The 25,883-nt window shown below is 49.8% G+C and carries 25 protein-coding genes and 1 tRNA gene; 10 read left to right on the plus strand and 16 right to left on the minus strand.

Annotated elements, in window-relative coordinates:
* Positions 1–105: 105 nt before the first annotated feature.
* Positions 106–627, minus strand: a complete 522-nt coding sequence (locus tag AACR41_RS02815; protein ID WP_030007848.1) for a sterol desaturase family protein — start codon at positions 625–627, stop codon at positions 106–108.
* A gap of 178 nt (positions 628–805) precedes the next feature.
* Here AACR41_RS02815 and AACR41_RS02820 point away from each other — a divergent pair, with 178 nt between their 5' ends.
* Positions 806–2,143 carry a lipopolysaccharide biosynthesis protein gene (locus AACR41_RS02820; protein WP_030007849.1) on the plus strand — a complete coding sequence of 446 codons (1,338 nt, stop codon included), beginning with the start codon at positions 806–808 and terminating at the stop codon, positions 2,141–2,143.
* Here the strand turns inward: AACR41_RS02820 and AACR41_RS02825 are convergent.
* The 5 genes from AACR41_RS02825 to AACR41_RS02845 form a co-directional block, all read right to left on the minus strand.
* The gene (locus AACR41_RS02825; RefSeq protein WP_030007850.1) at positions 2,132–3,358 is read right to left on the minus strand and encodes a glycosyltransferase; all 1,227 of its coding nucleotides are present in this window, start codon (positions 3,356–3,358) and stop codon (positions 2,132–2,134) included. The two genes, AACR41_RS02820 and AACR41_RS02825, sit on opposite strands and share 12 nt — an antisense overlap.
* Positions 3,359–3,367: 9 nt before the next feature.
* On the minus strand, positions 3,368–5,146 hold the full coding sequence (locus AACR41_RS02830) for a fatty acyl-AMP ligase (protein WP_030007851.1): 1,779 nt from the start codon (positions 5,144–5,146) through the stop codon (positions 3,368–3,370).
* Positions 5,147–5,191: 45 nt separating this feature from the next.
* Complete coding sequence (locus tag AACR41_RS02835; protein ID WP_030007852.1) at positions 5,192–5,998, minus strand: SDR family oxidoreductase; 807 nt, start codon at positions 5,996–5,998, stop codon at positions 5,192–5,194.
* Positions 5,999–9,277, minus strand: coding sequence for an aminotransferase class I/II-fold pyridoxal phosphate-dependent enzyme (locus AACR41_RS02840; protein ID WP_030007853.1), 3,279 nt, complete (start codon positions 9,275–9,277; stop codon positions 5,999–6,001). It abuts the gene before it with no gap.
* A gap of 391 nt (positions 9,278–9,668) precedes the next feature.
* Positions 9,669–9,742: transfer RNA gene (locus tag AACR41_RS02845), tRNA-Val, on the minus strand.
* A gap of 144 nt (positions 9,743–9,886) precedes the next feature.
* Between AACR41_RS02845 and AACR41_RS02850 the strand changes: the two genes are divergently transcribed.
* The 3 genes from AACR41_RS02850 (at position 9,887) to AACR41_RS02860 (ending at position 11,443) form a co-directional block, all read left to right on the plus strand.
* Positions 9,887–10,390 (plus strand): hypothetical protein, encoded by a 504-nt coding sequence (locus AACR41_RS02850; protein ID WP_012307590.1) that lies wholly within the window; start codon positions 9,887–9,889, stop codon positions 10,388–10,390.
* 42 nt (positions 10,391–10,432) lie between these two features.
* Positions 10,433–10,867, plus strand: a complete 435-nt coding sequence (locus AACR41_RS02855) for an MAPEG family protein (RefSeq protein ID WP_012307591.1) — start codon at positions 10,433–10,435, stop codon at positions 10,865–10,867.
* Between the two features lie 84 nt (positions 10,868–10,951).
* Positions 10,952–11,443 (plus strand): YajQ family cyclic di-GMP-binding protein, encoded by a 492-nt coding sequence (locus AACR41_RS02860; protein WP_012307592.1) that lies wholly within the window; start codon positions 10,952–10,954, stop codon positions 11,441–11,443.
* Here AACR41_RS02860 and menA read toward each other — a convergent pair.
* Together menA and hisB are read right to left on the minus strand one after the other, a co-directional pair.
* Positions 11,440–12,390: a 2-carboxy-1,4-naphthoquinone phytyltransferase gene (menA, locus tag AACR41_RS02865; RefSeq protein WP_030007854.1), complete on the minus strand. Its 951-nt coding sequence runs from the start codon at positions 12,388–12,390 to the stop codon at positions 11,440–11,442. The two genes, AACR41_RS02860 and menA, sit on opposite strands and share 4 nt — an antisense overlap.
* A gap of 141 nt (positions 12,391–12,531) precedes the next feature.
* On the minus strand, positions 12,532–13,140 hold the full coding sequence (gene hisB / locus AACR41_RS02870) for an imidazoleglycerol-phosphate dehydratase HisB (RefSeq protein ID WP_445260564.1): 609 nt from the start codon (positions 13,138–13,140) through the stop codon (positions 12,532–12,534).
* Between the two features lie 97 nt (positions 13,141–13,237).
* Here hisB and AACR41_RS02875 point away from each other — a divergent pair, with 97 nt between their 5' ends.
* Positions 13,238–13,561 carry a phasin family protein gene (locus AACR41_RS02875; protein WP_012307595.1) on the plus strand — a complete coding sequence of 108 codons (324 nt, stop codon included), beginning with the start codon at positions 13,238–13,240 and terminating at the stop codon, positions 13,559–13,561.
* 60 nt (positions 13,562–13,621) lie between these two features.
* Positions 13,622–14,146 carry an FKBP-type peptidyl-prolyl cis-trans isomerase gene (locus tag AACR41_RS02880; RefSeq protein WP_030007856.1) on the plus strand — a complete coding sequence of 175 codons (525 nt, stop codon included), beginning with the start codon at positions 13,622–13,624 and terminating at the stop codon, positions 14,144–14,146.
* Positions 14,147–14,240: 94 nt separating this feature from the next.
* Here AACR41_RS02880 and AACR41_RS02885 read toward each other — a convergent pair whose 3' ends face one another.
* The 4 genes from AACR41_RS02885 to acsF all read right to left on the minus strand — a co-directional run bounded on the left by AACR41_RS02885 (position 14,241) and on the right by acsF (position 18,569).
* Positions 14,241–15,083 carry an acyl-CoA desaturase gene (locus AACR41_RS02885; protein WP_030007857.1) on the minus strand — a complete coding sequence of 281 codons (843 nt, stop codon included), beginning with the start codon at positions 15,081–15,083 and terminating at the stop codon, positions 14,241–14,243.
* A gap of 76 nt (positions 15,084–15,159) precedes the next feature.
* Positions 15,160–16,557, minus strand: a complete 1,398-nt coding sequence (gene hemN / locus AACR41_RS02890) for an oxygen-independent coproporphyrinogen III oxidase (RefSeq protein WP_030007858.1) — start codon at positions 16,555–16,557, stop codon at positions 15,160–15,162.
* 136 nt (positions 16,558–16,693) lie between these two features.
* Complete coding sequence (locus AACR41_RS02895; protein WP_030007859.1) at positions 16,694–17,446, minus strand: biliverdin-producing heme oxygenase; 753 nt, start codon at positions 17,444–17,446, stop codon at positions 16,694–16,696.
* A 46-nt stretch (positions 17,447–17,492) separates the two neighbouring features.
* Positions 17,493–18,569: a magnesium-protoporphyrin IX monomethyl ester (oxidative) cyclase gene (gene acsF / locus AACR41_RS02900; RefSeq protein WP_030007860.1), complete on the minus strand. Its 1,077-nt coding sequence runs from the start codon at positions 18,567–18,569 to the stop codon at positions 17,493–17,495.
* A gap of 165 nt (positions 18,570–18,734) precedes the next feature.
* Here acsF and AACR41_RS02905 point away from each other — a divergent pair, with 165 nt between their 5' ends.
* Positions 18,735–19,136, plus strand: a complete 402-nt coding sequence (locus AACR41_RS02905) for a winged helix-turn-helix transcriptional regulator (protein WP_030007861.1) — start codon at positions 18,735–18,737, stop codon at positions 19,134–19,136.
* 4 nt (positions 19,137–19,140) lie between these two features.
* Here the strand turns inward: AACR41_RS02905 and AACR41_RS02910 are convergent, their stop codons facing one another.
* The 3 genes from AACR41_RS02910 to AACR41_RS02920 are packed head-to-tail and all read right to left on the minus strand — an operon-like array spanning position 19,141 to position 21,383.
* Positions 19,141–19,875, minus strand: coding sequence for a polysaccharide deacetylase family protein (locus AACR41_RS02910; protein ID WP_030007862.1), 735 nt, complete (start codon positions 19,873–19,875; stop codon positions 19,141–19,143).
* A 29-nt stretch (positions 19,876–19,904) separates the two neighbouring features.
* Positions 19,905–20,606 (minus strand): ABC transporter ATP-binding protein, encoded by a 702-nt coding sequence (locus AACR41_RS02915; RefSeq protein ID WP_030007863.1) that lies wholly within the window; start codon positions 20,604–20,606, stop codon positions 19,905–19,907.
* Entirely contained in the window at positions 20,607–21,383 is a 777-nt protein-coding gene (locus AACR41_RS02920; RefSeq protein ID WP_030007864.1) for an ABC transporter ATP-binding protein, read from the minus strand. It abuts the gene before it with no gap.
* A gap of 207 nt (positions 21,384–21,590) precedes the next feature.
* Between AACR41_RS02920 and AACR41_RS02925 the strand changes: the two genes are divergently transcribed.
* On the plus strand, positions 21,591–22,340 hold the full coding sequence (locus AACR41_RS02925) for a carbonic anhydrase (protein ID WP_012307606.1): 750 nt from the start codon (positions 21,591–21,593) through the stop codon (positions 22,338–22,340).
* A gap of 90 nt (positions 22,341–22,430) precedes the next feature.
* On the opposite strand, the gene AACR41_RS02930 is transcribed toward AACR41_RS02925, so the two are convergent.
* Complete coding sequence (locus tag AACR41_RS02930; protein WP_030007865.1) at positions 22,431–24,011, minus strand: NAD(P)H-quinone oxidoreductase subunit 4; 1,581 nt, start codon at positions 24,009–24,011, stop codon at positions 22,431–22,433.
* 320 nt (positions 24,012–24,331) lie between these two features.
* On the opposite strand from AACR41_RS02930, the gene AACR41_RS02935 reads away from it, so the two are divergent.
* Complete coding sequence (locus AACR41_RS02935; protein ID WP_030007866.1) at positions 24,332–24,688, plus strand: rhodanese-like domain-containing protein; 357 nt, start codon at positions 24,332–24,334, stop codon at positions 24,686–24,688.
* Positions 24,689–24,802: 114 nt separating this feature from the next.
* Positions 24,803–25,849: a heat-inducible transcriptional repressor HrcA gene (gene hrcA / locus AACR41_RS02940; RefSeq protein ID WP_030007867.1), complete on the plus strand. Its 1,047-nt coding sequence runs from the start codon at positions 24,803–24,805 to the stop codon at positions 25,847–25,849.
* Positions 25,850–25,883: the final 34 nt, after the last annotated feature.

Below are 25,883 nucleotides of genomic sequence, written 5' to 3' on the forward strand. Positions count from 1 at the left end.
CCTCCTTGGGTTAGCACCATAAATTTAGGAAAATAATCTGAAACGGATGGGCTCTAAGTAGCCCATTTTTTTGTCCGAATAAATGCTGCTCAGACTACATATTCTCTAGAGCCATTTAATCTGCCAAAATTTCTGGTCTGCCGTGCGCTGTTCCTTTTCTGTGAGCCAAGCGGGCATCGGACGATAGGTGCCAAAAAGCCGATCCCACCAATCAACACCGATCCCAAAATTATGGTGCCACTGATTGTATTTATGGTGAACGTAATGGACGGGCATCGGTAGCCAAAAACATTTAACCGGGTTGTCATGTTGCAATTGGTGGGCGAAGGCAGCAAAGGCCGCGTAGAAAAAACAGCCCAGAAACCAACTGATTCCTAGGGTCAGAGAATGGAGAAAAAAAGGCAACATCACAACATTAATCCCGAAAACATAGTTGCGAAACTCCCAAAGAAAACCCTGGCCAGTACCGCCAACATGATGTTGGGCATGGCCTTGGCCCAGTTTAGGAAAAATGCGCTTCAGGGGATGCTTGGGGGAAGCATGGAAAATTCGATGAATCCAATATTCCAGAAAACTACCGAAGATAAAGGCCAGGCTGAAGATGAGTAAAGGCAACAAAATTTCCATAGGTCACACTTGCAGTTCACGCAAAACTTCAATAGAGTAAACAGGCTATGTTGGCTACAACCCTTGCGGTTCGCCATGATTGGGCCAGGGAACATTTGTGAACTTTTGTATTATAGTTGTCCCGGCAAACCTTTGGGTCTCAACAGTGAAGGCCGTAATTTTTTTCCGTCACGAATCAATGGCTAAATTTTTTTGGGCAGACCGCATTCTCCGCAAAATCTTAAAAAATTTCAGTTGGTTGCTCTGTGGTCAAATCCTGACGGCGATCATCAACTTCTGTTATCTCAGTCTCACGGCCCATGCCCTTGGGGTTGAGACTTTTGGGAGGTTAATTTTACTCCGGGCCTACATTGAGCTTTTGATTGGCTTGACGACTTTTCAGTCATGGCAAGCGTTGATTCGCTATGGCGCTGATTATGTAAAGAACAAGGATTCTAAGGGTTTGTGCGAGTTATTTAAATTAACCACTGGCCTGGATCTTCTGGGTTCTTTGGGGGGGTATCTAGTTGCTGTTGCGGCGGCGCCGTGGGTCGGGCCAATCGTGGGGTGGGAGCCGCAGACGATCCATGCTGTGCAGCAGGCCAGTATTTTAATGCTTTGTACCCTTGGCTCAACCCCTATTGGTTTACTGCGACTCGATGATCGCTTTGATCTACTCGCGGCCCAACAATTGGTGCCACCGCTTACCCGTCTTGTGGGCACCCTCATTGCCCTCTGGCTCGATGCTCCTTTGATGGGCTATCTTCTGGCTTGGTTGTGTGGGGAGGCACTTAATGGTCTTTCGCTGTTGGCTTTGGGTTTGTGGCAAGCGCACAGAAAACAAATTTTGCTTCGTTTGGATTGGTCTTTGCCGGATTTTTTGTTTGGCGATCGCCGGATCCTAAAATTTTGCTTTGTTTCTAATCTGAATTCTTCTTTACCCCTGGCGATCACCCTGAGTCCGCTGATTGTCGGCGCGGTGGCAACCCCCAGTGCTGTGGCCTTGTTTCGGGCTGGCTACGAATTTTCGACCCCGTTTCGAGAACTCGCTTTAATTTTTACCCAGTCGGTTTATCCTGAATTGGCCCATTTGAGTACCCAAGGACGCTGGCGCAAATTTCAAAAGCTGCTGTGGAAACTAGGACGGGTGCTCCAGGGGATTGGTTTTATTTTGCTGATTGCCATTTTGTTGGGGGGCAAAGGGTTACTCTACTACGCGATGGGAGAAGAGTTTACGGCGGCCTATGGCACCTTAGTTTTGTTGATTATCGGCGGTATTTTGATGATGGGGAACTATCTGCTTGAACCAGCCCTGTTTGCGATGGAAATGCCCCATATCTCACTGCGAAATAATGCCACCGCCATTCTTCTTTTCTATCTGCCGTTACTGGTGGTTTTGGCTTACTATTACGGAGCTTTGGGGGCGGGTATGGCGACTCTCATTGCCAATGGTGTTGGGTTTTCACTGAATTTATTCTGTACGTGGCGGGAAGTGCAACGACGTTCGACACCAACGCCGGAATATTTAACCCGTTGATTGGATTTGGGTTTCTAAATAACGAACCCATTGTTCACTGGGATCAAGTTGCACCTCTCGATTTTGGTTTTGCTTTTGGATATTGTTTTGCAGCCGTTGGCGATCGCCTTTAGAGTCGATCAACTGAGCTAGCTGCTGAATAAAATCTTCTCCGTCTTCAGGTTGAAACAAACAACCATTGACCCCTGGTTCAATCAGATTCTGCGCCCAGTCACAGTCCGGGGCTAAAACGGGTGTCCCCACATAGAGAGATTCTTGCACTGTGCGGCCAAAGGTTTCTTTAAGGGAAGCAGTCACATGAAGATCCACGTTCGCTAAGAGGGCTGGCACCTGCTCGTGGGGCACCTCCCCCAGGATCACCGTCGGTAAGGTTTGGGCAAATTCACTTTCGGCGATCGCCTCTGCTAATTCTCCCCGGCCTGCTACCAGTAGTGTGAAATTTTCAGTAATGTTTGCTCGACCAAGTTCCGGTAAATGCTTCAGAATAAAAGCCCAATTTTTATCGGGAGACAGTCGCCCCAAAAAAAGAATTTTGACCCGCTGATCCAGGTCTGGTAAGCCATAATGCTGCTGAAAAAAATTGGTCTGTTTTAGGGCCTGGGGATTCGCAATTTTCGGCGGGCCAATTACGGGCATATAAACCACATTTTCTAGTTGCCATTGCTTTAGGCGCTGTTCAATAAAATAACTGCCCACCAGGGTGACAGAACATTTGCCATAGAGCCGACGGGTTAGGGCTAAAGCGGCCCATTTCGCTGGCCCAATTAACCAAGCTGGGGCATAGTCCTGGAGATAATCGACAAAATTCGTCCGGTAACAGCCGATATAGGGAATATTTCGCGCTTGGGCATAATTCCACCCCGGTAAGGCGAAAAGCGTCGTCCAAAGCCGTTCTGGTTCTTCGACTTGAATCAAATCTGGCTGGAATTGTGCTAATTCTGTTTCGATGCGTCTTAAACTACTCCGCTTGGGATTGCGTTCCTGGGGAATCCCCAACCAGGCCACACTGGGCAACGGCACAATTGCGACATTCGCAAACAAATCGCCTACATAATCAGCCCAACGGGGATAAATAGCGGCGACTTCCTGGTAACTGGAAACCAAACAGAGCACCTGATGTCCCTGGGCAGATAGGACTTTTAAACGCTCTAACAACGTGATGCTCACCCCATCGTGGGAGGGCAAAAAGGTACTCGAAATAATCGCAATTTTCATCGCCACCCTTTAGAGGCTATTGGCCAGGGCCGTGACATCACTATCGGCGATCGCCAACTGCCATTTCCCAAGACCATTCAATGTTCCCGCCAGATACTGCTGACGACAGGCTTGCCGCTGAATTTTACCACTAGACGTTTTGGGGATACTGCCTGTTCGCAAGAGGACAATACCGTAAACTTCCACTGTGTGTTCTTCGTAAACAGCCTGACGAACTGCCCCAACAATTTCCTCTAGATCAAAGTTACGGACATAGCTCCGCTTCAATTCTTGAACCACCACAAGGCGTTCTTCATCGGCGGCCTCAACGGAAAAAGCAGCACCGGCACAGGGGCGGAGGGCAGGGTGGCATTGCTCAACAGTTAGTTCAATGTCTTGGGGGTAGCGATAACGGCCCCAGAGGATCATTACATCTTTAATACGTCCGGTCACAAAGAGCTCACCATCTTTTAAAAAGCCTAAATCTCCAGTACGAAGATAGGGCCCTTGGCCATCGACATAGGCTTGGAAGGTTTCTTGTGTTATCTCTGGTCGCTCCCAATAGCCCTTGCCGATACCTTTGCCAGCAGCCCAAATTTCCCCCACCTGACCTTCGGTGAGTTTGGTGTTGGTCTCTGGATCAACGATCACTACTTCATCTCCTAACCAAGTCCAGCCGCAGCTGACAATACCGCGACTGCCATCGGTGCTGATGATCGCCTGGTGTTGTTCGAGGGCTTCGGGGGCCATATATTGCACCACTGGCGCTTTTGCCTTGGAGCCACCACTGATGAACAGAGTCGCTTCGGCCATGCCATAGCAAGGATAAAAGGCTTCGCGACGAAACCCACAGGGGGCAAAGGTCTGGGCAAACTTTTCGAGGGTACTAGCCCGGACAGTTTCAGCGCCACTATAGGCCACATCCCAAGAGTTGAGATCGAGGGTTTCGAGTTGTTCGGGGGTAACTTGGCGAGCAACCAAATCATAGGCAAAGTTCGGGCCACCACTGGTGGTGATGCGGTGCTGGGAGATGATCTCTAGCCACCGGACAGGCTTTTGCACCAGCTCGATGGGAGACATTAGAAAGGCTTCAAAGTTGCCGTAGAAGGGCTGGAGGACGCCGCCAATCAAGCCCATATCGTGAAACATGGGGAGCCAACTGGCCATCCGGGTTTCGGGACTGTGGCTAAAGGATTTGTAGATCACGGCGGAGTTATGGAGCACATTACCATGGGTGACCATTACCCCTTTGGGTTTCCCTGTGGAGCCGGAGGTGTATTGCAAAAAGGCGAGGGTGTCGTCGGTAATGTTGGGGGTTTGCCAGTCTACTGCGAGATCTGCGGGAATTTCATCCATCGCAATTACTTTGACTTGGCTAAATTTACGCACAAGACCAGCGGCCTGGCGGGGGGCTTTAGTGAGTTTCTTTTGGAAATAGTCAATGAGGGCGCGGGTTGTGAGGATTCCCTTGGCCTGACAATCTTCTACCCGTTCCATGAGCTTTTCGAGGGCGTCATCACTGCGACTGGGGTTAATGGTGACGGCGATCGCCCCGGCGTAGAGACAAGCGTAAAAACTAGCGACGAATTCGAGGCCCGCCGAGTAGGGGAACACTAACAAAAGGCGATCGCCTGGTTCGATAAAGGTTTGCAAATGGGCGGCGATCGCCTTTACCTGGTGCTCTAGTTGGGCATAGGTCAGGGTTGTGAGGTTATCTTCGCCTGAAATAAAGTGATAGGCGGTGCGGTCGGGGGTGCTGTCAGCGCGGTGACGAAGCAGATCAACAATGGTTTTCGCAGAATGGGTCATGGTGGGCGATCCCATGGGGTCAGGGTAAAGGAAAAGGACAAAGATTTAGTGTTGGCGGGCGCGGGCCACCAGTCGATCAAAATACCATTGCAGGACGGGGGCCAGCAGGCTATGGAGGCGATAGAGCAGTTGCATTTCCAAGCCAGGGGTAATAACAAATTGTTGTCGCTGAATACCCCGGAGAATGGTGGCGGCAACCCGTTCTGCTGTCCACATTTGGGCGGTCTCTGTAATTAACTTGGTTTCCGGCGGTTTTGTCAAATTTTCGGCGGCCAGTTGGGGGGTATCGGTATCGGGCGGATAGGCGATCGCCACCTGAATTCCGTGTTGCTTGAGTTCTCCCCGGAGAGATTCCGCCAGACCCCGCAGGGCAAATTTACTCGGACTGTAGGGGGTATAGCCAAACAAACCCACTAGACCCGCTCCAGAGGAAATCATTACAATTTGGCCCTGGTTTTGGGTCTGCATTGCTGGGAGAGCAGCGCGAATCGCATACAACGTGCCGAAATAATTTACCGTCATGGTTTGTTCAAAAATTTCGAGGGGCAGTTCCTGAAAATAACCAGGGTGGGCCATTCCTGCTGAGGTAATTAATAAATCCGGCGCTCCAAATTTTTCAATGGCTGTGGCGATCGCCTGTTCAATTTCCAACCGTTGGGCCACATCCGCCGTGAGGGTTAAACATTGCTGCTGGGCATCGGCAAAAGCTTCTTGAATCCGAGTTTGCGCTACCTGGAGCTTAGTGGGACTGCGGGCAATGATTGAAAGATTGACATTCCCCTGTTGAGCTAACTGACAGGCGATCGCCAAACCAATCCCACTCGATCCCCCCGTAATAATTGCGTGTCGCATCTATTCAGCCCCAGCCAGAAATTGCTGACCGACTTCCGCAAAAATTGCGAGGGCTTTGTCTAAATGTTCCTGGGTGTGGGTCGCCATCACACTGGTGCGGAGGGCGGCTTTATTACGAGGCACCGCCGGATATACCGCCGCATTCACATAAACTCCCGCCTCTAGCAGCGCCTTACAGAACTGCATACATTTAAAATCATCGCCAATATGTACCGTAATAATCGGCGTTTGGGCGGTACCCACAGTAAAGCCAAGGGACTGTAACCCCCGTTGCCAATATTGGGCATTTTCATGGAGCTTTTGCACCCGCCAGGGCTCGGCGATCAAAATATCCAAGGCCGTGGCAGCCGCAGCCAAGGAGGTGGGGGGGATGGAAGCAGAAAATAACATAGACCGCCCGTTAAAACGAATCCAATCAATCACCTTTGCTTCGGCGGCGACCCAACCGCCAATGGAAGCCAAACTTTTGGAAAAAGTCCCACAGAGAATATCACTGCTGCCGATCATCCCGAAATGCTCCTCCGTCCCCCGGCCCGTTTTTCCCAAAACACCCAGAGCATGGGCATCATCTACAGCTAAAGTTGCCCCATGGCGATCGCATAATTGCCGAATTTCTGGTAGGGGAGCAATATCCCCCGTCATTGAATACAGACCATCAATCGTGACCATTGTTGCGGACTCTGGCGTCACCTGGATCAATTTTTGTTCTAAATCTTGCAGGTCATTGTGCTGGTATTGAACTACCCGGCAGCGACTCATAAACGCCCCATCGTAAATGCAAGCATGGGCCTCACTGTCGAGGATCATCGTTGTATTTTCGTTCATCAAGGCGGAAATAAAGCCCAAATTTGCTTGATATCCCGTGGTAAAGACTAAAGCATCCTCATGACCGACGAAGGCGGCAAGTTTTCGCTCAAATTCTCGGTGTTGGCGGGTCGAACCATTGAGCAATCGTGATCCCGTTAAACTCGGCCCTTCTTCTAGAGCGGCCTTGGCAGTGGCTTCTCGTACTCGGACATCGGCAGTCAGCCCCAGATAATTATTGGAGCCCAACATAATTAGTTGTCGCCCTTCAAAAATACAGGTGGCCCCTTCATTGCGTTCAAGGGCTCGGAAATAGGGCAGTAGATCATTGGCTCGCAATTGATCCGGCAGGTTAAACTCCCTGGCTTTATCGAGGACATTGCGGCTTGGTTTATAAGCGAGGCGCAACCGTTGGTCGAGATCGATGCCCTCTGCTTCTAGCTGAGTCGCTTGGGGGAGATGTCCGTTTTGGTGATGTTGGGATTCTTGGGGAAGATTAGCTAGAGTCAGGATATCTTGGGCGAGTTGGGCAACGGTAAGATCCTCAAAAAATTTTTCAAGGGGCACTATTAAATCGAATTTTTGCTCGATGTAATGCTTGATTTCAACAACTTGTACGGAATCTAGGCCCAAAGCGGCGATGGGCTGATCGTCTTGGATGGTATCAAGGGGCAACGAGAGGGCTTGGGCCAATTGTTCGCGGAGGGGTTTAATTAAGTCAGTGGTCGGCTGGGAGGATTGTTGTTTCTGGGGAGGATTAAAACTTTGGGCGGAAGCGTGATTTATTTCACCCAGGACGCTGCGGCCCACAACCATCAACTCATCGGCCAGAAACGCCTGACGGCAACGGTGTCGTTGGATTTTACCGCTGGACGTTTTTGGGATGCTACCGGTTTTAATCAGGATGATGCCATAGGTTTGTAGTTCGTGGTTTGCGGCGATCGCCTGGCGGATTTTTTGGGCGATCGCCTCGACATCCAGATTTCGGAGAAAAGTTCGTTTTACCTCTTGCACCAGCATTAGGCGTTCTGTACCGTCAATTTCTACCGTGAAGGCCGCTCCGCAATTTTCCCGGAGAGCTGGGTGGGATTGTTGGGCCGTAAGCTCGATGTCGTGGGGATAGTGATTTTTTCCCCGGACGATAATTAAATCCTTGAGGCGACCGGTAATGAACAGTTCTCCTGCGGCGATAAAACCGAGATCACCAGTGCGCAGGAAAGATTTTTGATGGTGATTGAGAGTTGCCGTAAAGGTTTCTTGGGTGGCAATGGGGGCATTCCAATAACCCTGGGCGATACTGTCCCCCCGCACCCACACTTCCCCAGTCGTCCCTTCAGGACAAGGGGCAAAAGATTCCGGATCAACGATCGCCACCTGGGTGTCATGGTAGGGTTGGCCACAACTAACAAATAAATTGTCTGACTCTTCGGACGAACTGGTGGTGATCGGGGCTTGTTGCTTATCACCCCCCGTAATGAATAGGGTCGCCTCCGCCATGCCATAGCAGGGATAAAAGGCCTCTGGCCGGAAACCACAGGGGGCAAATTTTTGATTGAATTTTTCGAGGGTCGCCGCCCGCACTGGTTCTGCACCGCTGTAAGCAAGATTCCAACTGCTTAAATCTAGATCGGCTAGATCACTGTCCGTTAGGCGATCAACACATAGATCATAGGCAAAATTTGGCCCACCGCTGGTCGTAGCCCGATACTTGGCGATCGCCTGGAGCCAGCGACGAGGATTAGTTAAAAACGCCACCGGAGGCATCAAAATACTGGGAAAGCCCACGTAAAGCGGCTGGAGTACATGGCCAATGAGACCCATATCATGGAAAAGGGGCAGCCAACCGACCCCGACACTCTTTTCGCTATGGCCAAAGGCGGTTTGAATCAGTCGCTGGTTGTGGAGGATATTCCGGTGGGAAACCATCACGCCCTTTGGTGTCCCCGTGGAGCCAGAAGTGTATTGCAGAAATGCTAGATCATCCCCCTGAATCTCCTGGGGCTTGAAGCCTTGGGGAGCTTGTTCTAAAGTATCCGTCGCCAAAAAGGTTAGATCCTGAAACTGCTCTGCTTGGGCAAATCTTTGTTGAATATCTCCTAACAAGGCCTCGGTGGTTAGGGCAAGTTCGGCCTGGGCATTATCGGCGATCGCCAACAGGCGCGATAATTTTTGGTTGCGCTTCGGCGGATAGACAGGCACCGCAATCACCCCGGCATAAAGACACCCCAAAAATGCTGTGATAAACGCCAACCCAGACGGATACAGCAATAAAGCCCGTTCCCCGCGCCAGGGGGCCAGATGGGAGGCGATCGCCTTTGCCTGGGTTGCTAATTCTTGATAGGTAAGGTGACCAGATTCAGTTTCTCCATTTTCTAAAAAAACATAGGCTTGGGCATTGGGTTGGCTGTGTGCCCGCTCATTGAGGATATCGAGCAACGATGCTTGTGCCTGGATAGAATGCTGGAGAAACGTCATAAAGCAGTAAATCAAAAGCTAAGGGGACGCAACAGTTGTGGAGCCTGACCTTAAGGAATAATAAAGGAGTTTTCTAATTTTGTTATGCAGAAATATAGCCTAATGTTGTCAATCCCGGTATTTTTGCCCCAGTATTTAGAGCATTGAGAATTAGAATTACCAGTCCCATTTTCACAACCTCAAGTCAATGGGCGCAGCTAGCTCCTCCGGTTGAATCAGTATCGGCCAGACAGCGGCTCAATCACCGGGAAAGACCATAGGCGATCGCCGATCGCCCCCTAGGTGCCGTAAAATCATAGCGCTAATGGGCTAGAAAAACGAGACAGGGCATTTCCCGACTTAAACTCGCCATCATCCAGCCGGGAAACGGCTAGGGGTTATTTCTTGGGTATGGACGTAACTGGATTCGAACCAGTGACCCCATCGATGTCAACGATGTACTCTAACCAACTGAGCTATACGTCCGGGTTGCAAACAGTATATAAATGTAGCATTAGCATTTAAAAATATGCAAGCATCTCGGCAAAGAAAAACAGAAGGATTGCTTTATCAGGGATGTTTGATTAAAATGGCATCGATTATTCAGGCTATCGAGTCCCCTTACGATCTTTGAGTCAATCTTTAGATATTCCGACCCTTGACACCCTGGCCCAGGAGCTAGCTGCCATTCAACAAACTGGCTCTAAGCGCATTGCTCTTCTCGGTTCTCGGCATGTCCCGATTACCCACCAGCATCTGATCGAAATGATGAGCTATGCCCTAGCCCTAGGGGGAAATCGAATTATCACCTCCGGCGCAACGGGGACAAATTCAGCGGCGATTAAGGGTGTAATGCGGGCTGATTCGAGCCTTTTAACTGTAATTCTGCCCCAGAGCCTCGAAAAGCAACCCCGTGAATCCCGTGTGGAACTCGAAAAGGTCGTGCATTTGGTCGAACATCCCGAGAATGATGAACTTTCTCTGGGAGAAGCCAGCAGCCTGTGTAATAGTGAAATTATCTCCCGCTGCCAACAACTAATCTGTTTTGCGTTCCATGACAGTGACACCCTCCTGCAAACCTGCCAAGAAGCAGAAGAACAGCGAAAACTTGTCACCCTCTTCTATTTCGATTAATTTTTTGTGCTACCCATTTGCCCAGTTGTTTAGGATTAATCCATGAATCTGTCTGTTTCTGCTGTCCTTATCTATTCGTTGATCGGCGCGGTATTTCTGGTTTATCTACCCTATGGGGTGGTGGGCTATGCGCGGGTTAAACTGGCTGGTCAAATGAGCGATCGCCTGGAGATGTTTCGGCGGCCTAGGGCAACGGTAGATCTATTGCCAGATTATGCGCAGCGGGCCAATTGGGCGCACCAAAATGCTTTTGAAGCGTTGGCGGTTTATGGTGTTGCTTGTTTGTCTGCGTTGGTAACGGGGGTGGATTCTCCCTGGGCAAAAATTGCGGCGATCGCCTTTTTGGTGGCGAGAACCCTCTACCCGTTGTTTTATATCCTCAACATTCCAGTATTGCGTTCGATGATGTTTGCCGTGGGGAATATCGCCAACATTACGCTTTTTGCCTTGAGTGCGATCGCCGTCCAGAGCCTCTAGGAAAATCCCCAGAGCCTCGCACAACGTTTACAGGCCAATGTGAACCTTGAAATTTTTATCTGTTGAATTCAGCTAAGTATCTTTATGGCTTCTACAAATTCCTTTGATGTGGTGAGTGATTTTGATCGTCAGGAAGTGGTCAATACCATTGATCAAGCTCTCCGGGACATCAACACGCGCTATGACCTCAAGGATACCAAGACTACCATTGAGCTGGGAGAAAACACCATCACAATTAATACTGCCAGCGATTTTACCCTCGATGCAGTGCAAACTATCCTGGTCACTAAGGCCGTTAAACGGAACCTGTCACCGAAGCTTTTTGATTATGGTGAGGCAGAATCCGCCAGTGGTGGCCGCGTGCGCCAAGTGATCACCCTGCGCCAGGGCATTTCTAAGGATGACGCGAAGAAAATCACCAAGATGGTCAAAACAGATTTTAAAAAGGTGCAGGCTTCGATCCAAGGGGATGCTGTCCGCATTTCGAGCAAGTCAAAAGATGACCTCCAGGCAGTAATGCAGGCGGTGCGGGATTTAGATTTCCCGATGCCGATTCAGTTTACGAACTATCGCTAATAACCCAAGCCCGTAACACTGAGAAATTCTAGGTTGTAATAGGACAAAACATAGGCGATCGCCAACAATAGACCGCTGGCAAAGTGAAACTTGACCGCAAAAAATTTGCAGTTACTCACCTTGTCGGGTTGGTCATGGTTCAGGCGGACATGGTTGATCAGACTCAGGGCAAAGGGGGCACTGGCAAACGTGAGGAGCATCCAGGGTGACCAGGTGCCGACAGCCACTAATAGGCAGGTCAAAACTAAAACGGCTCCCAAACTGTAGGTCAATACCTGCGCCCCTTGGTAGGTGCCGAGGCGGACAATGGGTGATTTTTTCCCGGCGGCTAGGTCATCTTCGGCCTGGTGAAAATGGGAGCAAAACAAAATAATACTCGTCGTCAAAGCAACCCAAGTCGAGGCCCAGACCGCATTGAGCGTGAGGGTTTGGGCTTGGCTATAAAAGACTCCCAACCCCGTAATCCAATAGGCGAGAAAACAGACAAACTCGCCAATGCCGAGATAACCCAACCGAAACGGTGGCCCCTGGTAGGTATAGGCGATCGCCGTTGCCAGGAGCAACAAATTAAACACCGTCCAATCCTGCTGGAGGTAGCTGATTAGGGCAATTCCGGTGATTCCCAGACCCAAAAAACCGAGGGCAATGCCAAAAACCAATGGGCGATCGCCCGTTAGATTGACCACCGAAGTCGCCTTATTGACGTCAATGCCCGTGTCCGCGTCGAACACATCATTACTCAGGTTCATCCAGGCAATTAAGCAAATTGCCGCCCCCAGGAAAAGCCCAAACCGCACCGGGTCAAACACCCCAAATTCCCCATAGGCCGCTGCCGTTGTCACGATCACAGGGGTCACCGCCACCGTATAAATGGGGGGTTTAATCGCCGCAAGCCAAAGACGACGGGTAGCTTTCGGACTAGAGGTGGGTGGGTTTTCCGTGAGCATTCTTGATTAAATGAGCCAATTCTTCAGAAAAGTGTACCTTAACCTTTCCGCAAGGGGAGAGGAGCGAAGCAATGCCCCAATACACTTTAGCTGTGAAAATTTGCTTGCAAATGTCTGGGAATAAAAATTTTAAAAAAGACCCTAAAGAACCCCTTTAGAACTAGGGATCGTTGCCGCTCGACGGGGGTCAATTTCCAGGGCCATGCGCATCGCCCGGGCAAAGGCTTTAAAAGTCGCTTCAATGATGTGGTGGGAATTAATACCGTCTAGTTGGCGCACGTGGATCGTCATTTGGGCATGGTTGACGATCGCCACAAAAAATTCCCGCACCAGTTGGGTATCGTAGGTGCCGACCCGTTCCGTGGGGATTTCTAAACCATAGCTGAGGTGGGGCCGACCAGAAAAATCTAAGGCGATCTGTACTAAGGCCTCATCGAGGGGCGCGACAAAATGACCAAACCGCTGAATCCCTTTGCGCTCACCAATGGCTTTGGCGATCGCCATCCCCAGGGTAATGCCCACATCCTCGTTGGTGTGGTGGTCATCAATCTCATAGTCCCCTTGGGCCTGGATGTGCAGATCCAATAGACCATGGGAACAAAGCTGATGCAGCATGTGATCGAGGAATGGCACCCCAGTATTCACCTCACACTTGCCAGTCCCATCCAGATTTACCGTTACTTTCACATTGGTTTCACCCGTCACCCGGGCAACGGTGGCAATCCGGGGGGACTCAGAAGAAGCAGGCATCATTAGAATATAACTAGGTTCAAATTCGCTAAGCTATTCTAGCTTAAGGTTGAAACCATTTAGGGAAACCCATACTGAAGACGAGACAGACTACACCATGGACAACAACAATTTCCTGCAACAAATGCTGATGATTGGGATTGGGACCACCTCGATCGTCGCCGAAAAAGTCAAAGAAGCCAGTGACCAGTGGGTAAAAGAAGGGACGATCAACCCAGAGCAGGCCAAAACAATGCTCGATGACATGATGAACCAACTCAAACTCGAACAGGGCAATGCAGAAGCCTACTTTGAGCGGCAGGTGCGGAATATCTTGCGGGATCTTGGGGTGCCTCGTCAGTCGGAAATGGATGAACTGCGCGGTCGTATTGATCGTTTAGAGCGGCAGGTGCGCGAACTGGAAAATAAGCAGTGGCGATAGGCCCGGTAAGATAGGAAAGCAATGCACACTGTTTGTAAATCTGGGAGTGAATAAACATCCATGCGAGAAATTTGGCTTAGTTTTGGAGTCATCGTTATCTGTGGGGTTATGTTAATCTTGTCTGCGGTCTTTAATGGGGCCAGTCAAACGGCGATCGCCGCTGAACTCGACTCGACCAGTCCAGTGGTACAAATTGCCGCCAATCCCACCGAGGAACTCAAAGATATGGATATTGATTTATCAAAAGCAGTCACAACCGAATCCGGCCTCCAGTACATCGATGAAGTTGTCGGTGAAGGGGCGTCCCCCATGGAAGGGGAAATGGTGACGGTTCATTACACTGGCAAACTGACGAACGGCGATGTATTTGACAGCTCCGTCAAGCGCAATGAACCCTTTTCTTTTGTGATCGGTGTTGGACAAGTGATTAAAGGTTGGGACGAAGGTGTCATTACCATGAAGCCTGGTGGTAAGCGCACGCTGATTATTCCTGCAGAACTGGGCTATGGTTCCCGTGGTGCTGGTGGTGTGATCCCCCCCAATGCAACTTTGATCTTTGATGTGGAATTGCTTGGGATTCGCTAGGCTAACCACGATTAATAATGCTACAAAAATCCCCCATGCCAAACGGAAAATGGGGGGTTATTTTTTGAATTGGCGGTAATGATCAAACGCAAATTTATTCTGTGACGACGGCTGGCGGCAAAATAACTTTCGTGGCGAGACCAAGCCGTTGTAGGAGCCAGATGGCCCACCAGGTAACATCGACTTCCCACCAGCGCCAACCGGCTTTCGCCACATTAGGATAGGCATGGTGGTTGTTATGCCAGCCTTCGCCATAGGTGAGAATTGCCGCCCACCAGAGATTACGGGAATTGTCGTCGCTTGCGTGACTGCGGTAGCCCCACACATGGGTGACAGAGTTGATAAACCAGGTGCTATGCCATAGCAACACCGCCCGCACTAGCATCCCATACACGACCCAAGACCAACCGCCGAGGAGATAAAGGGCGATCGCCAAGGGAATTTGTAGCAGTAGGAAATTGCGGTTTAGCCAACGGTAAAAGGGCTGTTTCGCGAGATCCTGGGCATAGCGGCTGTATTGATCCGCATCAAAAAATTGTTGATCGGGGTAGAAAATCCAGAGCATATGGCTCCACCAAAAACCCCGTTTGGCGGAATAGGGGTCTTTAACTTCATCTTCTGTGTGGGCATGGTGTAACCGGTGGCCTGCCACCCAAAAAATAGGGCCACCCTGGAGAGCCAGGGCACCGATAAACGCCAGGGTATATTCCAGCCATTGCGGGACTTTGAAACTGCGGTGGCTCAAGAGGCGATGGTAACCAAGGCAAATACCGATGCTGCCAAAGAGCCAGTGGAGAAACAGACAAACGGCGATCGCCGACCAAGAGAAAAAGAAGGGGGCCAAACCAAGGGCCAGGAGATGAACCGCGCCAAAAAAGAACACGGCAACCCAGTCTAGGGTTGGTTTTTGGGGGAGTTGTTGCACAGATTGGGTCATGAATTCTCAAATAATAGAACAAGACAATGGGGCGAACCCGGTTGATGATCCGCCCCAGGGGAAACGGTGGCGATCGCTAAATCGCCTTGGAGAAAGTTTTCTCAGTTTTGTGCTGTAGGTAGGTGTCAAACACCGCCGCAATATTGCGGATCAAGAGCCGACCGCTGGGCGTCACCTGGAAGCCATCCCCGGAACGGTGAATCAACCCGTCGGCTTCCAAATCATTTAAAGCACTCAATTCGGCTTGGAAATAGTCGTTAAAGTCCAAATCAAAGCCCAGGTGATATTTGTTCTCCAGCGCCGGGGCCGACAGGCGAAACTGGCACATTAATTCCATAATCACGGTGCGGCGAATCAGGTCATCCTGGGTGAGCTGGACACCCTTTTCGATGGGGAGAACCCGTTGATCAATGGCTGCGTAAAAATCTTTCAAGCGTTTGTGGTTTTGGACATACACATCCTGGAGCATACTGATCGAAGTCATGCCAAACCCTAAAAGGTCGGATTCCGGCTTCGTGGTGTAGCCTTGGAAATTCCGGTGCAGTTCCCCGGCCTGTTGGGCGATCGCCAATTCATCGTTGGGCTTGGCAAAGTGATCCATGCCGATGAACACATAACCGTGGTAGGTGAGGTTGGCGATCGTCATCTTGAGGATTTCCAGCTTTTCGGCGGTGGGGGGCATCGCAGCTTCAGGCATCCGTTTTTGCAGAGGTTTCAACCAGGGCACATAGGCAAAGCTAAAGACGGCGATCCGGTCGGGGTTCAGTTGGATCGTTTTCTGGACAGTTTCCGTAAACGTCGCCAGGGTCTGGTAGGGCAAACCGTAGATCAAATCCACATTAACGCTTTCAAAACCTGCTTCCCGAATCCAGGCCATCACCTCAAAGAGTTTTTCCTCCGGTTGGATGCGATTGACCGCCGCTTGCACCTGGGGGTTAAAATCCTGGATGCCAAAGCTGATCCGCTTAAAACCCAGTTGTCGCAAGGCAAAAATATACTCGCGACTCACCTCGCAGGGGTTGATCTCGATGGAAATCTCCGCATCGGGCGCAAATTGAAAATTGTCCTGGAGAGTTTGCCACAGACGCGTCACTTGCTCCAAGTTTAAATAATTGGGCGTGCCGCCACCCCAGTGGAGTTGTTGCACCAGGCGATCGCCTGATACTAGAGGCGCAACCTGCTGGATATGGCGGATGAGATAATCCAGGTAGGTGGCGGCGGCGGGTTTGTACTGGGTGATGATTGTATTGCAGCCACAGAAATAGCAGGGCTTTTCACAAAAAGGAATGTGGCAATAGAGAGAAAGGGGCGTTTTTTTATAATTTCCCATGGCGATCGCCTGGCGGAAAAGAGCCCCCTCAAAATCAGGGGTTAATTCCGTTGCGGGGGGGTAACTGGTATAGCGAGGAACCGATTGATTATATTTTTGGAGGAGCGGCCCATTAAAGCGGACATTTTGACTGGCTAAATTCATCGGAAAAAGAGATTAATTAAAGTTGATTTTTCAAAAAAATCCCCTAGCACTCCTAATCTCAGTGAGAAATAATGCTTTCAAACGACACTTAAAAGTGCTCAGGGAAACTCGTAGGAATAGAGGATTAAAACTGGTTCTAGGAAGACGCGATAAGGGCCGGATCATCGGGCTGGCGATCGCGGTTTTCGGTACTGCCCGGACGGTCTTGGCGAGTTAACAAATCAAAGGTATGTTCGCCGATGGCAGCCTTTACGTCCGGCTCCAACTCGTGCATCACATCCCGGTTGAGGGCAAAGGCATAATTGGCTTCGTTGATAATCTTCTGGATCGTTACTTCGTCTAGATTCAACCGATCCAGGGCGTCTCGATATTGCAACTTGAAATTGCGGCGATCGCCTGGGGTCGGCCAAGAGTCAAACTCATAAAATCTGGTGCCCTGGCCATCGGGTAACGCTAAGGCTGAGCGGATAATATTTTTTAAACTCTGACCCCCAGACAGATCCCCCATATAGCGCACATAGGCATGGGCAATCAGGAGCAGCGGATCAGTGGCGGCCAGTTCTTGTAAGCGCGCTCGGTAGACTTTACCCGCCGGGAGTAGTTCCAGTTGCCTGTGCCAATGCTCACCGTAATAAAAGGCAAGATCCTCTTCCAGATGGGGCACTCGGTTCAACTCCGGGAAATAGATTTCCCCTAGAATTTCGTGGTCTTTGTACTGTTCAAAAGCCGTCTCCAGGGCGTAATAGACCGCATACAAATTGGCCATCAATTTCCGGAGGGGTTGCCGCTCCACAATGCCTTTCAAAAAGCACTTCATAAAAGCTGTATTTTCTGAGAGGGTATGGGAGGTTTGGGTACCAAAGCGGAGGCGTTGGGATAGGGTCGTCATGGCTACTCCATGGGGTAAATAAGCGGAAAAATGCTGAGGGGAATTTTTAGTGAACCTCGGCCCGTAGGGCTTCGGCATCCACAGGCTTGGTGAAGAAGATCAAAGCCATATTCCAAACAATGTTGGTGATCCAGGGGATTTTTTGGAAAAACTGAATTACTTTCGGTTTCCCGTTGGTGGCGATCGCCTTGAGGTGTTCATTGGCGGCGGCGCAGGCTTCTAGGCGGGTGAAAAACTGCGGATGGTTTGTGTCGAGCACTTCCGGGAAAGCCCGTAGAGACGTTTCGTTGGTGTTGCGAATCACGTCCCGATTGTATTGGTGGGCATCAAGGCCAATCATCTCGTAAAAATCAGACCGTTCCAGGGTTGTCAGGGAATGGGTGACAAATACCGTTAACAAGAAAAAGCGCGACCACAAGCGAGATTGCCAAGTTTTCCAGAGGGATTTTTGCGATCGCAATAGGGCTTTAAAAAAGTCTCCATGGCGGTTTTCATCTTGGCACCAGCTTTCAAAATACTTAAACAGCGGATAAATATTGTGCTCTGGGTGTTTCTCCAGGTGACGATACACGAGGATATAGCGCCAATAGCCAATTTTTTCTGACAGGTAAACGGTATAAATTACCCACTCCGGCGGAAAGAAAGTATAGGTTCGTTTTTGGGTGAGATATTTCAGGTCTAAACAAAGGCCAAAATCCACCATCGATTTGTTAATAAATCCCGCATGGCGCGCCTCGTCCCGGGCTAGCAGGTGAAACGCTTCGGCCAAAATCGGGCTGCGATCGCGGAGGCGGCGGGACAGTTCTTTAAATAAAAGAAAGCCAGAAAACTCAGAAGTACAAGAACGTTCTAAAAAGTCAATAAAAATGCTGCGGGTTTTTTCATCAAAATGATCCCAAGATTGCTCAAAACTTTCGTCACGGATGAAATGGTTGCGGTTATAATCGGCCCGCAATTCTTCGAGGGCAGCCAAAATTTCTTCTTCGTGGGAAGAGAGCACCATGTTGGCAATTTTATCGAAATCTGTGGTGTAAAAGCGGGGTGTTAGGAGGGTTTCTTGAACTGGTTTTTTAACCCCTGGTCTGAGAAGTTCTGGACTCGGCTGGTCAGTGAGCGTAACCATAGGCTGATTAAAAGGTGTTTTTTAAATCTTTCTGGGATTCATCTTTTCGGAATTATCCTGAAGTTTCAAGAGGGTTTCTCCGGCTAGCCTATAGTTACCTGGGGTAAAAAAATGTTGCCTTTGTTAGGATTCCAGGGACATTGAAGAAATGTTAAAGTTTTAGCAATGAAGTATGTTTGGCCAATGACTGACCCCAACCCTTGTAATGATGTTAATTTCCAATGTCCGATCCAATTTGTGGTGGATTTGTTGGGAAATAAATGGTCAATTTTAGTGTTACGGGAGCTTTTTACAGGCGATCGCCGCACCAATGAACTGCTCAAGGCTTTACCGGGGATCAGTACCAAAACGTTAATGGTGCGCCTGCGAGAACTAGAAGCCCATGGCCTGGTGGAACGGCGCATTTACGCAGAGATTCCCCCCCGGGTGGAATATTCGTTAACAGCAAAGGGACGGGAAATTCAGCCGGTGATGACCGCCCTCCACCAAGTTGGCTCCCAATGGTTGGAACAGGAGACTTGCGTTTGTCCTTTGCAGGGGGAAATAGATTCGGTGCAATCGGCTTAATTTTTTAGGACAATTCAAAGAGTTCAGCCACGGTTACAAAGCGATAGCCAGCTTCGGTCAACTGACTCAAAATCAAATCTGTCGCTTCTACGGTGCGTTGGCGATCGCCGCCGCCATCGTGCATCAGAACAATCGATCCGGGCTGTACAGCCCCAATAACCCGTGCCGCAATGTCCGCAGGACTAGCCTCAATTTCCCAATCAAAAGAATCCACATCCCAAATCACGAGGCGTTTCTGTTGCTGATGGAGATAGAGGGGAAGCAGAAGAAAACGACGACCCCAGGGCGGCCGAAAGTCGATCTGGCCCGTGACCCCCAAATTCCGCAGCAGTTGATCCGTTTTGTCCACTTCGTTGGTGATGTAGTCCCAGGAACGGAAGGCCATGTATTTGTGTTCGTAGGAATGGTTACTCAGTTCATGGCCAGCGGCGATGGTTTGGCGGACGGTGTCTGGATAGAGTTCGATATTTTGCCCCACCACATAGAAGGTGGCCTTCGCTTGGTAGTCGTCGAGAATCTCTAAAATGGCTTCGGTATAGGGCGGTGCCGGGCCATCATCATAGGTCAAAGCAACAACTTTCTCTGGGGTGGCGACTTGGTACAGGCCAAAAAAGCTAATCTGTCTGATCAAAGGCAACGCATTTCGCACCAAGATCAAGGCGATCGCCGTGGCGAAAAATAAACGAATGACCTTCTGCCAGGCCTTGGGGCGCAGGGGAACAAAACGAACAGCTTTCACAATTGGTACCGCAGGGAAGAAGTGAGCACTTAGCCAAGATAGGCTGCTTTAACCCGTTCATCGGTGAGTAGATCCCGGGCGTTGCCGCTAATTTTAAGGTAACCCGCTTCTAAAACATAGGCGCGATCGCTACATTCGAGGGCCAGACTCGCATTTTGTTCGACTAAAAGAATCGTGGTGCCATCGGCGTGGAGTTGTTGAATTACCTGAAAAATTTCCTTCACAATTTGGGGCGCTAAACCCAGACTCGGTTCATCAAGGAGTAAAAGTTTTGGCCGCCCCATCACCGCCCTGGCGATCGCCAACATTTGTTGTTCCCCACCGCTGAGGGTGCCCGCAATTTGATTTTTCCGTTCTGCGAGGCGCGGGAAAATGGCAAATTGTTTTTCGAGATCTGCTTTAATCCCTAACCGATCCTGGCGCGTGTAGGCCCCCAATTCCAAATTCGTTAAAACTGTTTGCCGCGCTAAAATTCGTCTTCCCTCTGGACTATGGGCAATGCCAGCCCTGACAACGGCATGGGGGGCACTTTTGGTGATCTCGGTGCCGTGATACAGAATTCGGCCTTGGCGGAGATTGACCAGCCGCGAAATGGCCTTGAGAGTGGTGGTTTTTCCTGCTCCATTCGCGCCGATCAGGGTGACAATTTCCCCGGCATTGACCGATAAGTGGATATTTTTCAGGGCTTCGATACCACCGTAATTGACTGAGACATCAATGAGTTCCAACATTTACTCATCCCCCAAATACGCTTCAATCACCGCTGGATCTGCCTTTACATCCTCTGGTAAACCGAGGGCAATCAGTTCGCCAAAATCCAACACCGCCAGGCGATCGCACAGTCCCATCACCAGGGGAATATGGTGCTCAATCAACAGAATCGTCAGGTCAAATTGCGCCCGAATTTGTCGAATCAAATCACTCAAAGCGCCTTTTTCGTTGGGGTTCATCCCGGCAGCGGGTTCATCGAGGAGTAAAAGCTGGGGTTCTAGGGCCAAGGCGCGGGCAATTTCTAAACGCCGCTGATCACCATAGGAAAAATTTTTCGCCTGTTGACGGTATTTTCCGGTTAAACCGACCAAATCTAGCAATTCCTTCGCCCGGTCGTAGGTTTCTTGCTCAGCTTTTTTCGCTTTGGGTAAACCTAAAATTCCTTCAAAAATATTGTTTTTTTGGTGCAGATGGCGGGCGATCGCCACATTTTCCAGGGCCGACAAATTTCCAAACAAGCGCAGATTCTGAAATGTCCGCGCAATACCAGAGGCCGCAATTTGGTGGGGAGCTAGACCGTGAATCTTGCGGCCTTGGTACAGAATGTTTCCTTGGGAAGGGGGAATCATCCCGGTCAACAGATTAAAAAAAGTTGTTTTGCCTGCCCCATTCGGCCCAATCAAGCCGAAAATTTCCCCTGGGGCCACCTGAAAAGACACATCATGTACCGCCACCAAGCCCCCGAAGCGCCGGGTCAAATGTTGAACGTTGAGGATGGGGATGGCTAAATCCGGCATAGGCTCGACCGATTAAATCAAGCTTATTTTAGCGGCATCTAGGGGTGAAATTATCGGGATTATTGAGTCGGCGATCGCCAAAAATCTCCCCAGATGATTGGTCTACCTTATGAAAAATATGTGCCATCCTCATTTATCTAAATGGATTGTTTTGGTTTACTATGATCCCTCAGTAGTCACCTCGTTTTGACATCAGACGATCGAACAGTGAAAAAACTTATTCGCGGCCTGGACAAATTTAAGCAAAGCTATGTTGCGAGCCACCAGGATCTTTTTGAACAACTTTCCCACGGCCAAAAGCCCCGCGTTCTGTTCATTTGTTGCTCCGATTCCCGCGTTGACCCGGCGCTGATTACCCAAACGGATATTGGTGAAATCTTCGTCATCCGCAATGCCGGAAATATTATTCCTCCCTATGGTGCGGCCAATGGTGGCGAAGGGGGCACCCTAGAATATGCTCTCCAAGGCCTCGATATTCGGCAAATTATTGTCTGTGGCCATTCCCACTGTGGTGCGATGAAAGGGCTGCTTAAGTTAAACAAACTCCAAGCCGATATGCCTTTGGTTTACGATTGGCTCAAGCACGCCGAAGCCACCCGTCGCCTCGTCCGGGATACTTACCCCCACTGCGAAGGGGAAGAACTGGTTGAAACCCTCGTTGCGGAAAATGTCCTTGTTCAGATTGATAATCTCAAAACCTATCCCGTGGTGCGATCGCGTCTCCACCAGGGTAAGCTGAAAATCTATGGCTGGATCTACAACATCGAAAATGGCGAAGTGTTAGCCTACGACGAAACAAAACATGCTTATGTGAAGCCAGACTATAGCCTCATCGACGAAACGCCCTTAACGGAGCGCGAAGCCCTAGAGGGTTGCCCACTTCCCTATACCGTCGCTTCTGGCCAGAGTTTAGCGGGTTGGTACGGCGAAACTGATACCTTCTCTGTGAGTGGTTAGGCTGCCATTGCCGTCGCTATCTTCTTAACAAAAAAGACGGTGCCCATTAACACACCGCCTTGCAAAAATTATGGACTCCAGTTTGAATGATTAGCGAATCTCTGGGGCACGCAGAACCGCAACATCTAAACTGGGTGCCTGTGCCGTTTGCTGAAGACTCGGCACCGATTGGCGCAGGATCGCCGTTAGATTTTCCGTAGTAGAAGCATAGATCTGGGTCACAGCCTTCGGATACAGACCAATCCCAATAATCGGAATCAACAAGCAAGCAATCACAAAGACTTCGCGAGGCTCGGCATCGATCAGTTTTTCATGCGCCACAAGCTCTTTGTTTTCTGGGCCGTAGAGGATTTCTCGCAACATCGAAAGCAGGTAGATCGGCGTTAAAATGACGCCCACTGCTGCGAGGAAAACAATGATCACCCGGAAAGTAGGGCTATAGGCATCACTGGTCGCAAAACCGACGAACACCATTAATTCAGCAACAAACCCACTCATCCCCGGCAGTGCCAAGGAAGCCATCGAGCAGGTCGTCCACATCGCAAAAATTTTCTTCATCTTTTTGCCGACCCCACCCATTTCATCGAGCATCAGGGTGTGGGTACGGTCATAGGTGGCACCAACCATAAAGAAGAGACTCGCCCCAATGAGCCCATGGGAAATCATCTGCAACATGGCACCACTCGTCCCCAAATCGGTAAACGAAGCCATCCCAATTAGTACAAAGCCCATGTGGGAAATGGAGGAATAGGCGATTTTTCGTTTGAGATTACGTTGGGCAAAGGAAGTGAGGGCCGCATAAACGATATTGACGACTCCGAGGATCACGAGCACTGGGCCAAACAGGGCATGGGCATCGGGGAGCATCCCCGCATTCATCCGCAGTAGGGCATAGCCGCCCATTTTTAGGAGAATTCCGGCGAGGAGCATGTGGGCCGGGGCCGTGGCTTCACCGTGGGCATCGGGGAGCCAGGTATGCAGAGGGAAAATCGGTAACTTTACCCCATAGGCGATAAGCAGGCCACCATAAAGCAGCAGTTGGAGGTTAATGCCAAAGTCTTTCTGGGCGATCGCCGTCATATCAAAGGTGACCGTATCCCCATAAAAGGCCATGGTCAGGGCGGCAATCAGAATAAATAACGAACCGCCAGCGGTGTAGAGGATGAATTTCGTTGCGGCATAGAGCCGTTTTTTGCCACCCCAAATGGACAGAATCAGGTAAACCGGAACCAGTTCTAGTTCCCAGGTAAAGAAAAACAGCAGCATATCCTGCACGGCGAAGACAGCGATTTGACCGCCATACATCAGCAGCATCAGGAAATAAAATAGCTTTGGCTTAAAGCTTACGGGCCAGGCCGCCAAGATCGCCAAAGTTGTGATAAAACCCGTGAGAAGAATCAAGGGCATGGAAAGGCCATCGGCCCCCACTGACCACCGCAGATCGATTGCTTCGACCCAGGTGTAGCTTTCTACCAGTTGCAGATTCGGGTTGCCAAAATCGTAGCCCGTGTAAAAGGCCGTCACGATGATCAAAAAGTCAATTAAGCCAATGGTCAAGGCATACCAGCGCACTGTTTTCCCATCTTTGTCGGGGATGAGGGGCAAAAATAATGCCGCAATAATGGGAAATAAAATAATCGTGGATAACCACGGAAAATTTGCAAAGTTCATACAAACTCAAAAAAATTAATGGCTGTTTCTTAAAAAATGCAATATTTATAAATCATTAACGCAGAATAAAGGCGATCGCCAAGCAGAATGCTTTACCCTGTACCATCTTCAAAAAAGTGGGACAGAAGATCTAACGCCTCTAACGTTACTTGTACCATTCCCAAATTTTCTTGACCGACTCTCCGGGGGAACTGCAATACTCCTTAACTTTGACCCCCCCTAAGGTGAAGATCCCCTAGCAATTCAGCCTTGGCATTCCCAAACGCAGCCAGAAAATGCTAGAAATGCTCACTTCTTAACTTTTTATCAGTAGCTTGACCATGACCAACCCTAGTTCTAACCCACAACTCCAGGCCGTCAGTCCCACGGTGTTTGCCCAGCGCGTCGCCACGACCGAATCTTTGCAACTCATTGATGTGCGTGAGCCCGATGAGCTAGAGATTGTCGCCCTCCCAGGCTTTACCAATTTACCCCTGAGTCAATTTGAACAATGGGCTGCCCGCATTGCCGTGGACTTTGACCCCCAGGCAGAAACCTATGTGCTTTGTCACCATGGTGTGCGTTCGGCGCAAATGTGTTATTGGCTGCAACAACAAGGTTTTACCCAAGTGATCAATATTGAAGGTGGGATTCACCTTTACACCCTCTCTGTGGATCAAAGCCTACCGCGCTACTAGGGAAGAATGAGCTATACTAACCCAAACTTAGACCTTAAATCTTTCTTAAGTTAAGCCAAGTTTTTTTACTATTTTTTTATATTTCTTAGTTATTGAAAGCACTACTGTCGGCGTATGGTTGCTCAGAAAATTCTTAATCCCCGTCACCAAAATATTTTTCGAGCAACGGTCAACCATTACATTTCCACAGCGGAACCCGTAGGCTCCAAAACCCTTGTGGAGGAATATGACTTTCAGGTCAGTTCTGCCACCATTCGTAATGTGATGGGCAAGTTGGAAAAGGCAGGTTTCTTGTATCAACCCCACATCTCGGCGGGACGAGTCCCCTCTGATTCCGGTTATCGCTTCTATGTGGACGAGCTCGTCACCCCCAATTCCCAGACCCGCAAACGAGCGAGCCAAACGTTACAGGAACAGACTGCCGCAGAGTATTGGGGACTAGATGCGACCCTCCAGCGGGCAACGCAAATCCTGGCGACGTTAAGTGGTTATATTGCTCTAATCACGGTGCCCCATCAAAACCATGCTCGCCTACGCTATCTGCAGTTGCTCCCCCTGGGGGATCAGAAGGTGATGATGATCGTGGTGACGGATAGCTATCAACCCCAATCGTTGTCCTTGACCCTGGACTGTGACCCCGATGAGCTAGAGATTTTATCGAATTTTTTGAATCACCATCTCCAGGGGCGATCGCTCCAAGAAATTGCCAGCCTTGATCCCCAGGCTTTAGACGAAGACTTTCACCATTGTCAGCTGTTATTGGAGACGATTTTGGGTAAGATTGCCCAGATTGTGCCTAATACGATTGCGACGCCGATTCTAGTACGGGGCATTTCGGAAGTGCTGCGGCAACCTGAGTTTTCCCAAATTGAGCAGTTACAAACCCTATTACACTTGCTAGAGGCGAAACAAGAACAGCTACTCCCGGTGGTTTTTAGTGGTTTACCAGGCGATCGCCCGACACTCATTCACATCGGCACCGAAAATCCCCTAGAACCCATGAAAACCTGCGCCCTTATTTCCACATATTATTACCAAGAAAAAACGCCCGTTGGTAGTGTTGCGGTGCTTGGCCCGACGCGGATGTTCTATGAAAATGCGATCGCCTTAGTTGAAGCTACAGCAGATTATCTGTCTGAGAATTTAAAAGCCGCTTTTTAAAGTTTAAGAATCGTAGGAAATAAGGATCAAATAA

This window comes from Picosynechococcus sp. NKBG042902 (assembly GCF_963864045.1).
Taxonomy (GTDB): Bacteria; Cyanobacteriota; Cyanobacteriia; order Cyanobacteriales; family MRBY01; genus MRBY01.

Excerpts from the sequence above, each read along its gene's own strand:
- AACR41_RS02815 (WP_030007848.1), bottom strand. The coding sequence starts at position 627 with ATGGAAATTTTGTTGCCTTTACTCATCTTCAGCCTGGCCTTTATCTTC.
- AACR41_RS02820 (WP_030007849.1), top strand. The coding sequence starts at position 806 with ATGGCTAAATTTTTTTGGGCAGACCGCATTCTCCGCAAAATCTTAAAA.
- AACR41_RS02825 (WP_030007850.1), bottom strand. The coding sequence starts at position 3,358 with ATGAAAATTGCGATTATTTCGAGTACCTTTTTGCCCTCCCACGATGGG.
- AACR41_RS02830 (WP_030007851.1), bottom strand. The coding sequence starts at position 5,146 with ATGACCCATTCTGCGAAAACCATTGTTGATCTGCTTCGTCACCGCGCT.
- AACR41_RS02835 (WP_030007852.1), bottom strand. The coding sequence starts at position 5,998 with ATGCGACACGCAATTATTACGGGGGGATCGAGTGGGATTGGTTTGGCG.
- AACR41_RS02840 (WP_030007853.1), bottom strand. The coding sequence starts at position 9,277 with ATGACGTTTCTCCAGCATTCTATCCAGGCACAAGCATCGTTGCTCGAT.
- AACR41_RS02855 (WP_012307591.1), top strand. The coding sequence starts at position 10,433 with ATGAATCTGTCTGTTTCTGCTGTCCTTATCTATTCGTTGATCGGCGCG.
- AACR41_RS02860 (WP_012307592.1), top strand. The coding sequence starts at position 10,952 with ATGGCTTCTACAAATTCCTTTGATGTGGTGAGTGATTTTGATCGTCAG.
- menA (WP_030007854.1), bottom strand. The coding sequence starts at position 12,390 with ATGCTCACGGAAAACCCACCCACCTCTAGTCCGAAAGCTACCCGTCGT.
- hisB (WP_445260564.1), bottom strand. The coding sequence starts at position 13,140 with ATGCCTGCTTCTTCTGAGTCCCCCCGGATTGCCACCGTTGCCCGGGTG.
- AACR41_RS02875 (WP_012307595.1), top strand. The coding sequence starts at position 13,238 with ATGGACAACAACAATTTCCTGCAACAAATGCTGATGATTGGGATTGGG.
- AACR41_RS02880 (WP_030007856.1), top strand. The coding sequence starts at position 13,622 with ATGCGAGAAATTTGGCTTAGTTTTGGAGTCATCGTTATCTGTGGGGTT.
- AACR41_RS02885 (WP_030007857.1), bottom strand. The coding sequence starts at position 15,083 with ATGACCCAATCTGTGCAACAACTCCCCCAAAAACCAACCCTAGACTGG.
- hemN (WP_030007858.1), bottom strand. The coding sequence starts at position 16,557 with ATGAATTTAGCCAGTCAAAATGTCCGCTTTAATGGGCCGCTCCTCCAA.
- AACR41_RS02895 (WP_030007859.1), bottom strand. The coding sequence starts at position 17,446 with ATGACGACCCTATCCCAACGCCTCCGCTTTGGTACCCAAACCTCCCAT.
- acsF (WP_030007860.1), bottom strand. The coding sequence starts at position 18,569 with ATGGTTACGCTCACTGACCAGCCGAGTCCAGAACTTCTCAGACCAGGG.
- AACR41_RS02905 (WP_030007861.1), top strand. The coding sequence starts at position 18,735 with ATGAAGTATGTTTGGCCAATGACTGACCCCAACCCTTGTAATGATGTT.
- AACR41_RS02915 (WP_030007863.1), bottom strand. The coding sequence starts at position 20,606 with ATGTTGGAACTCATTGATGTCTCAGTCAATTACGGTGGTATCGAAGCC.
- AACR41_RS02920 (WP_030007864.1), bottom strand. The coding sequence starts at position 21,383 with ATGCCGGATTTAGCCATCCCCATCCTCAACGTTCAACATTTGACCCGG.
- AACR41_RS02930 (WP_030007865.1), bottom strand. The coding sequence starts at position 24,011 with ATGAACTTTGCAAATTTTCCGTGGTTATCCACGATTATTTTATTTCCC.
- AACR41_RS02935 (WP_030007866.1), top strand. The coding sequence starts at position 24,332 with ATGACCAACCCTAGTTCTAACCCACAACTCCAGGCCGTCAGTCCCACG.
- hrcA (WP_030007867.1), top strand. The coding sequence starts at position 24,803 with ATGGTTGCTCAGAAAATTCTTAATCCCCGTCACCAAAATATTTTTCGA.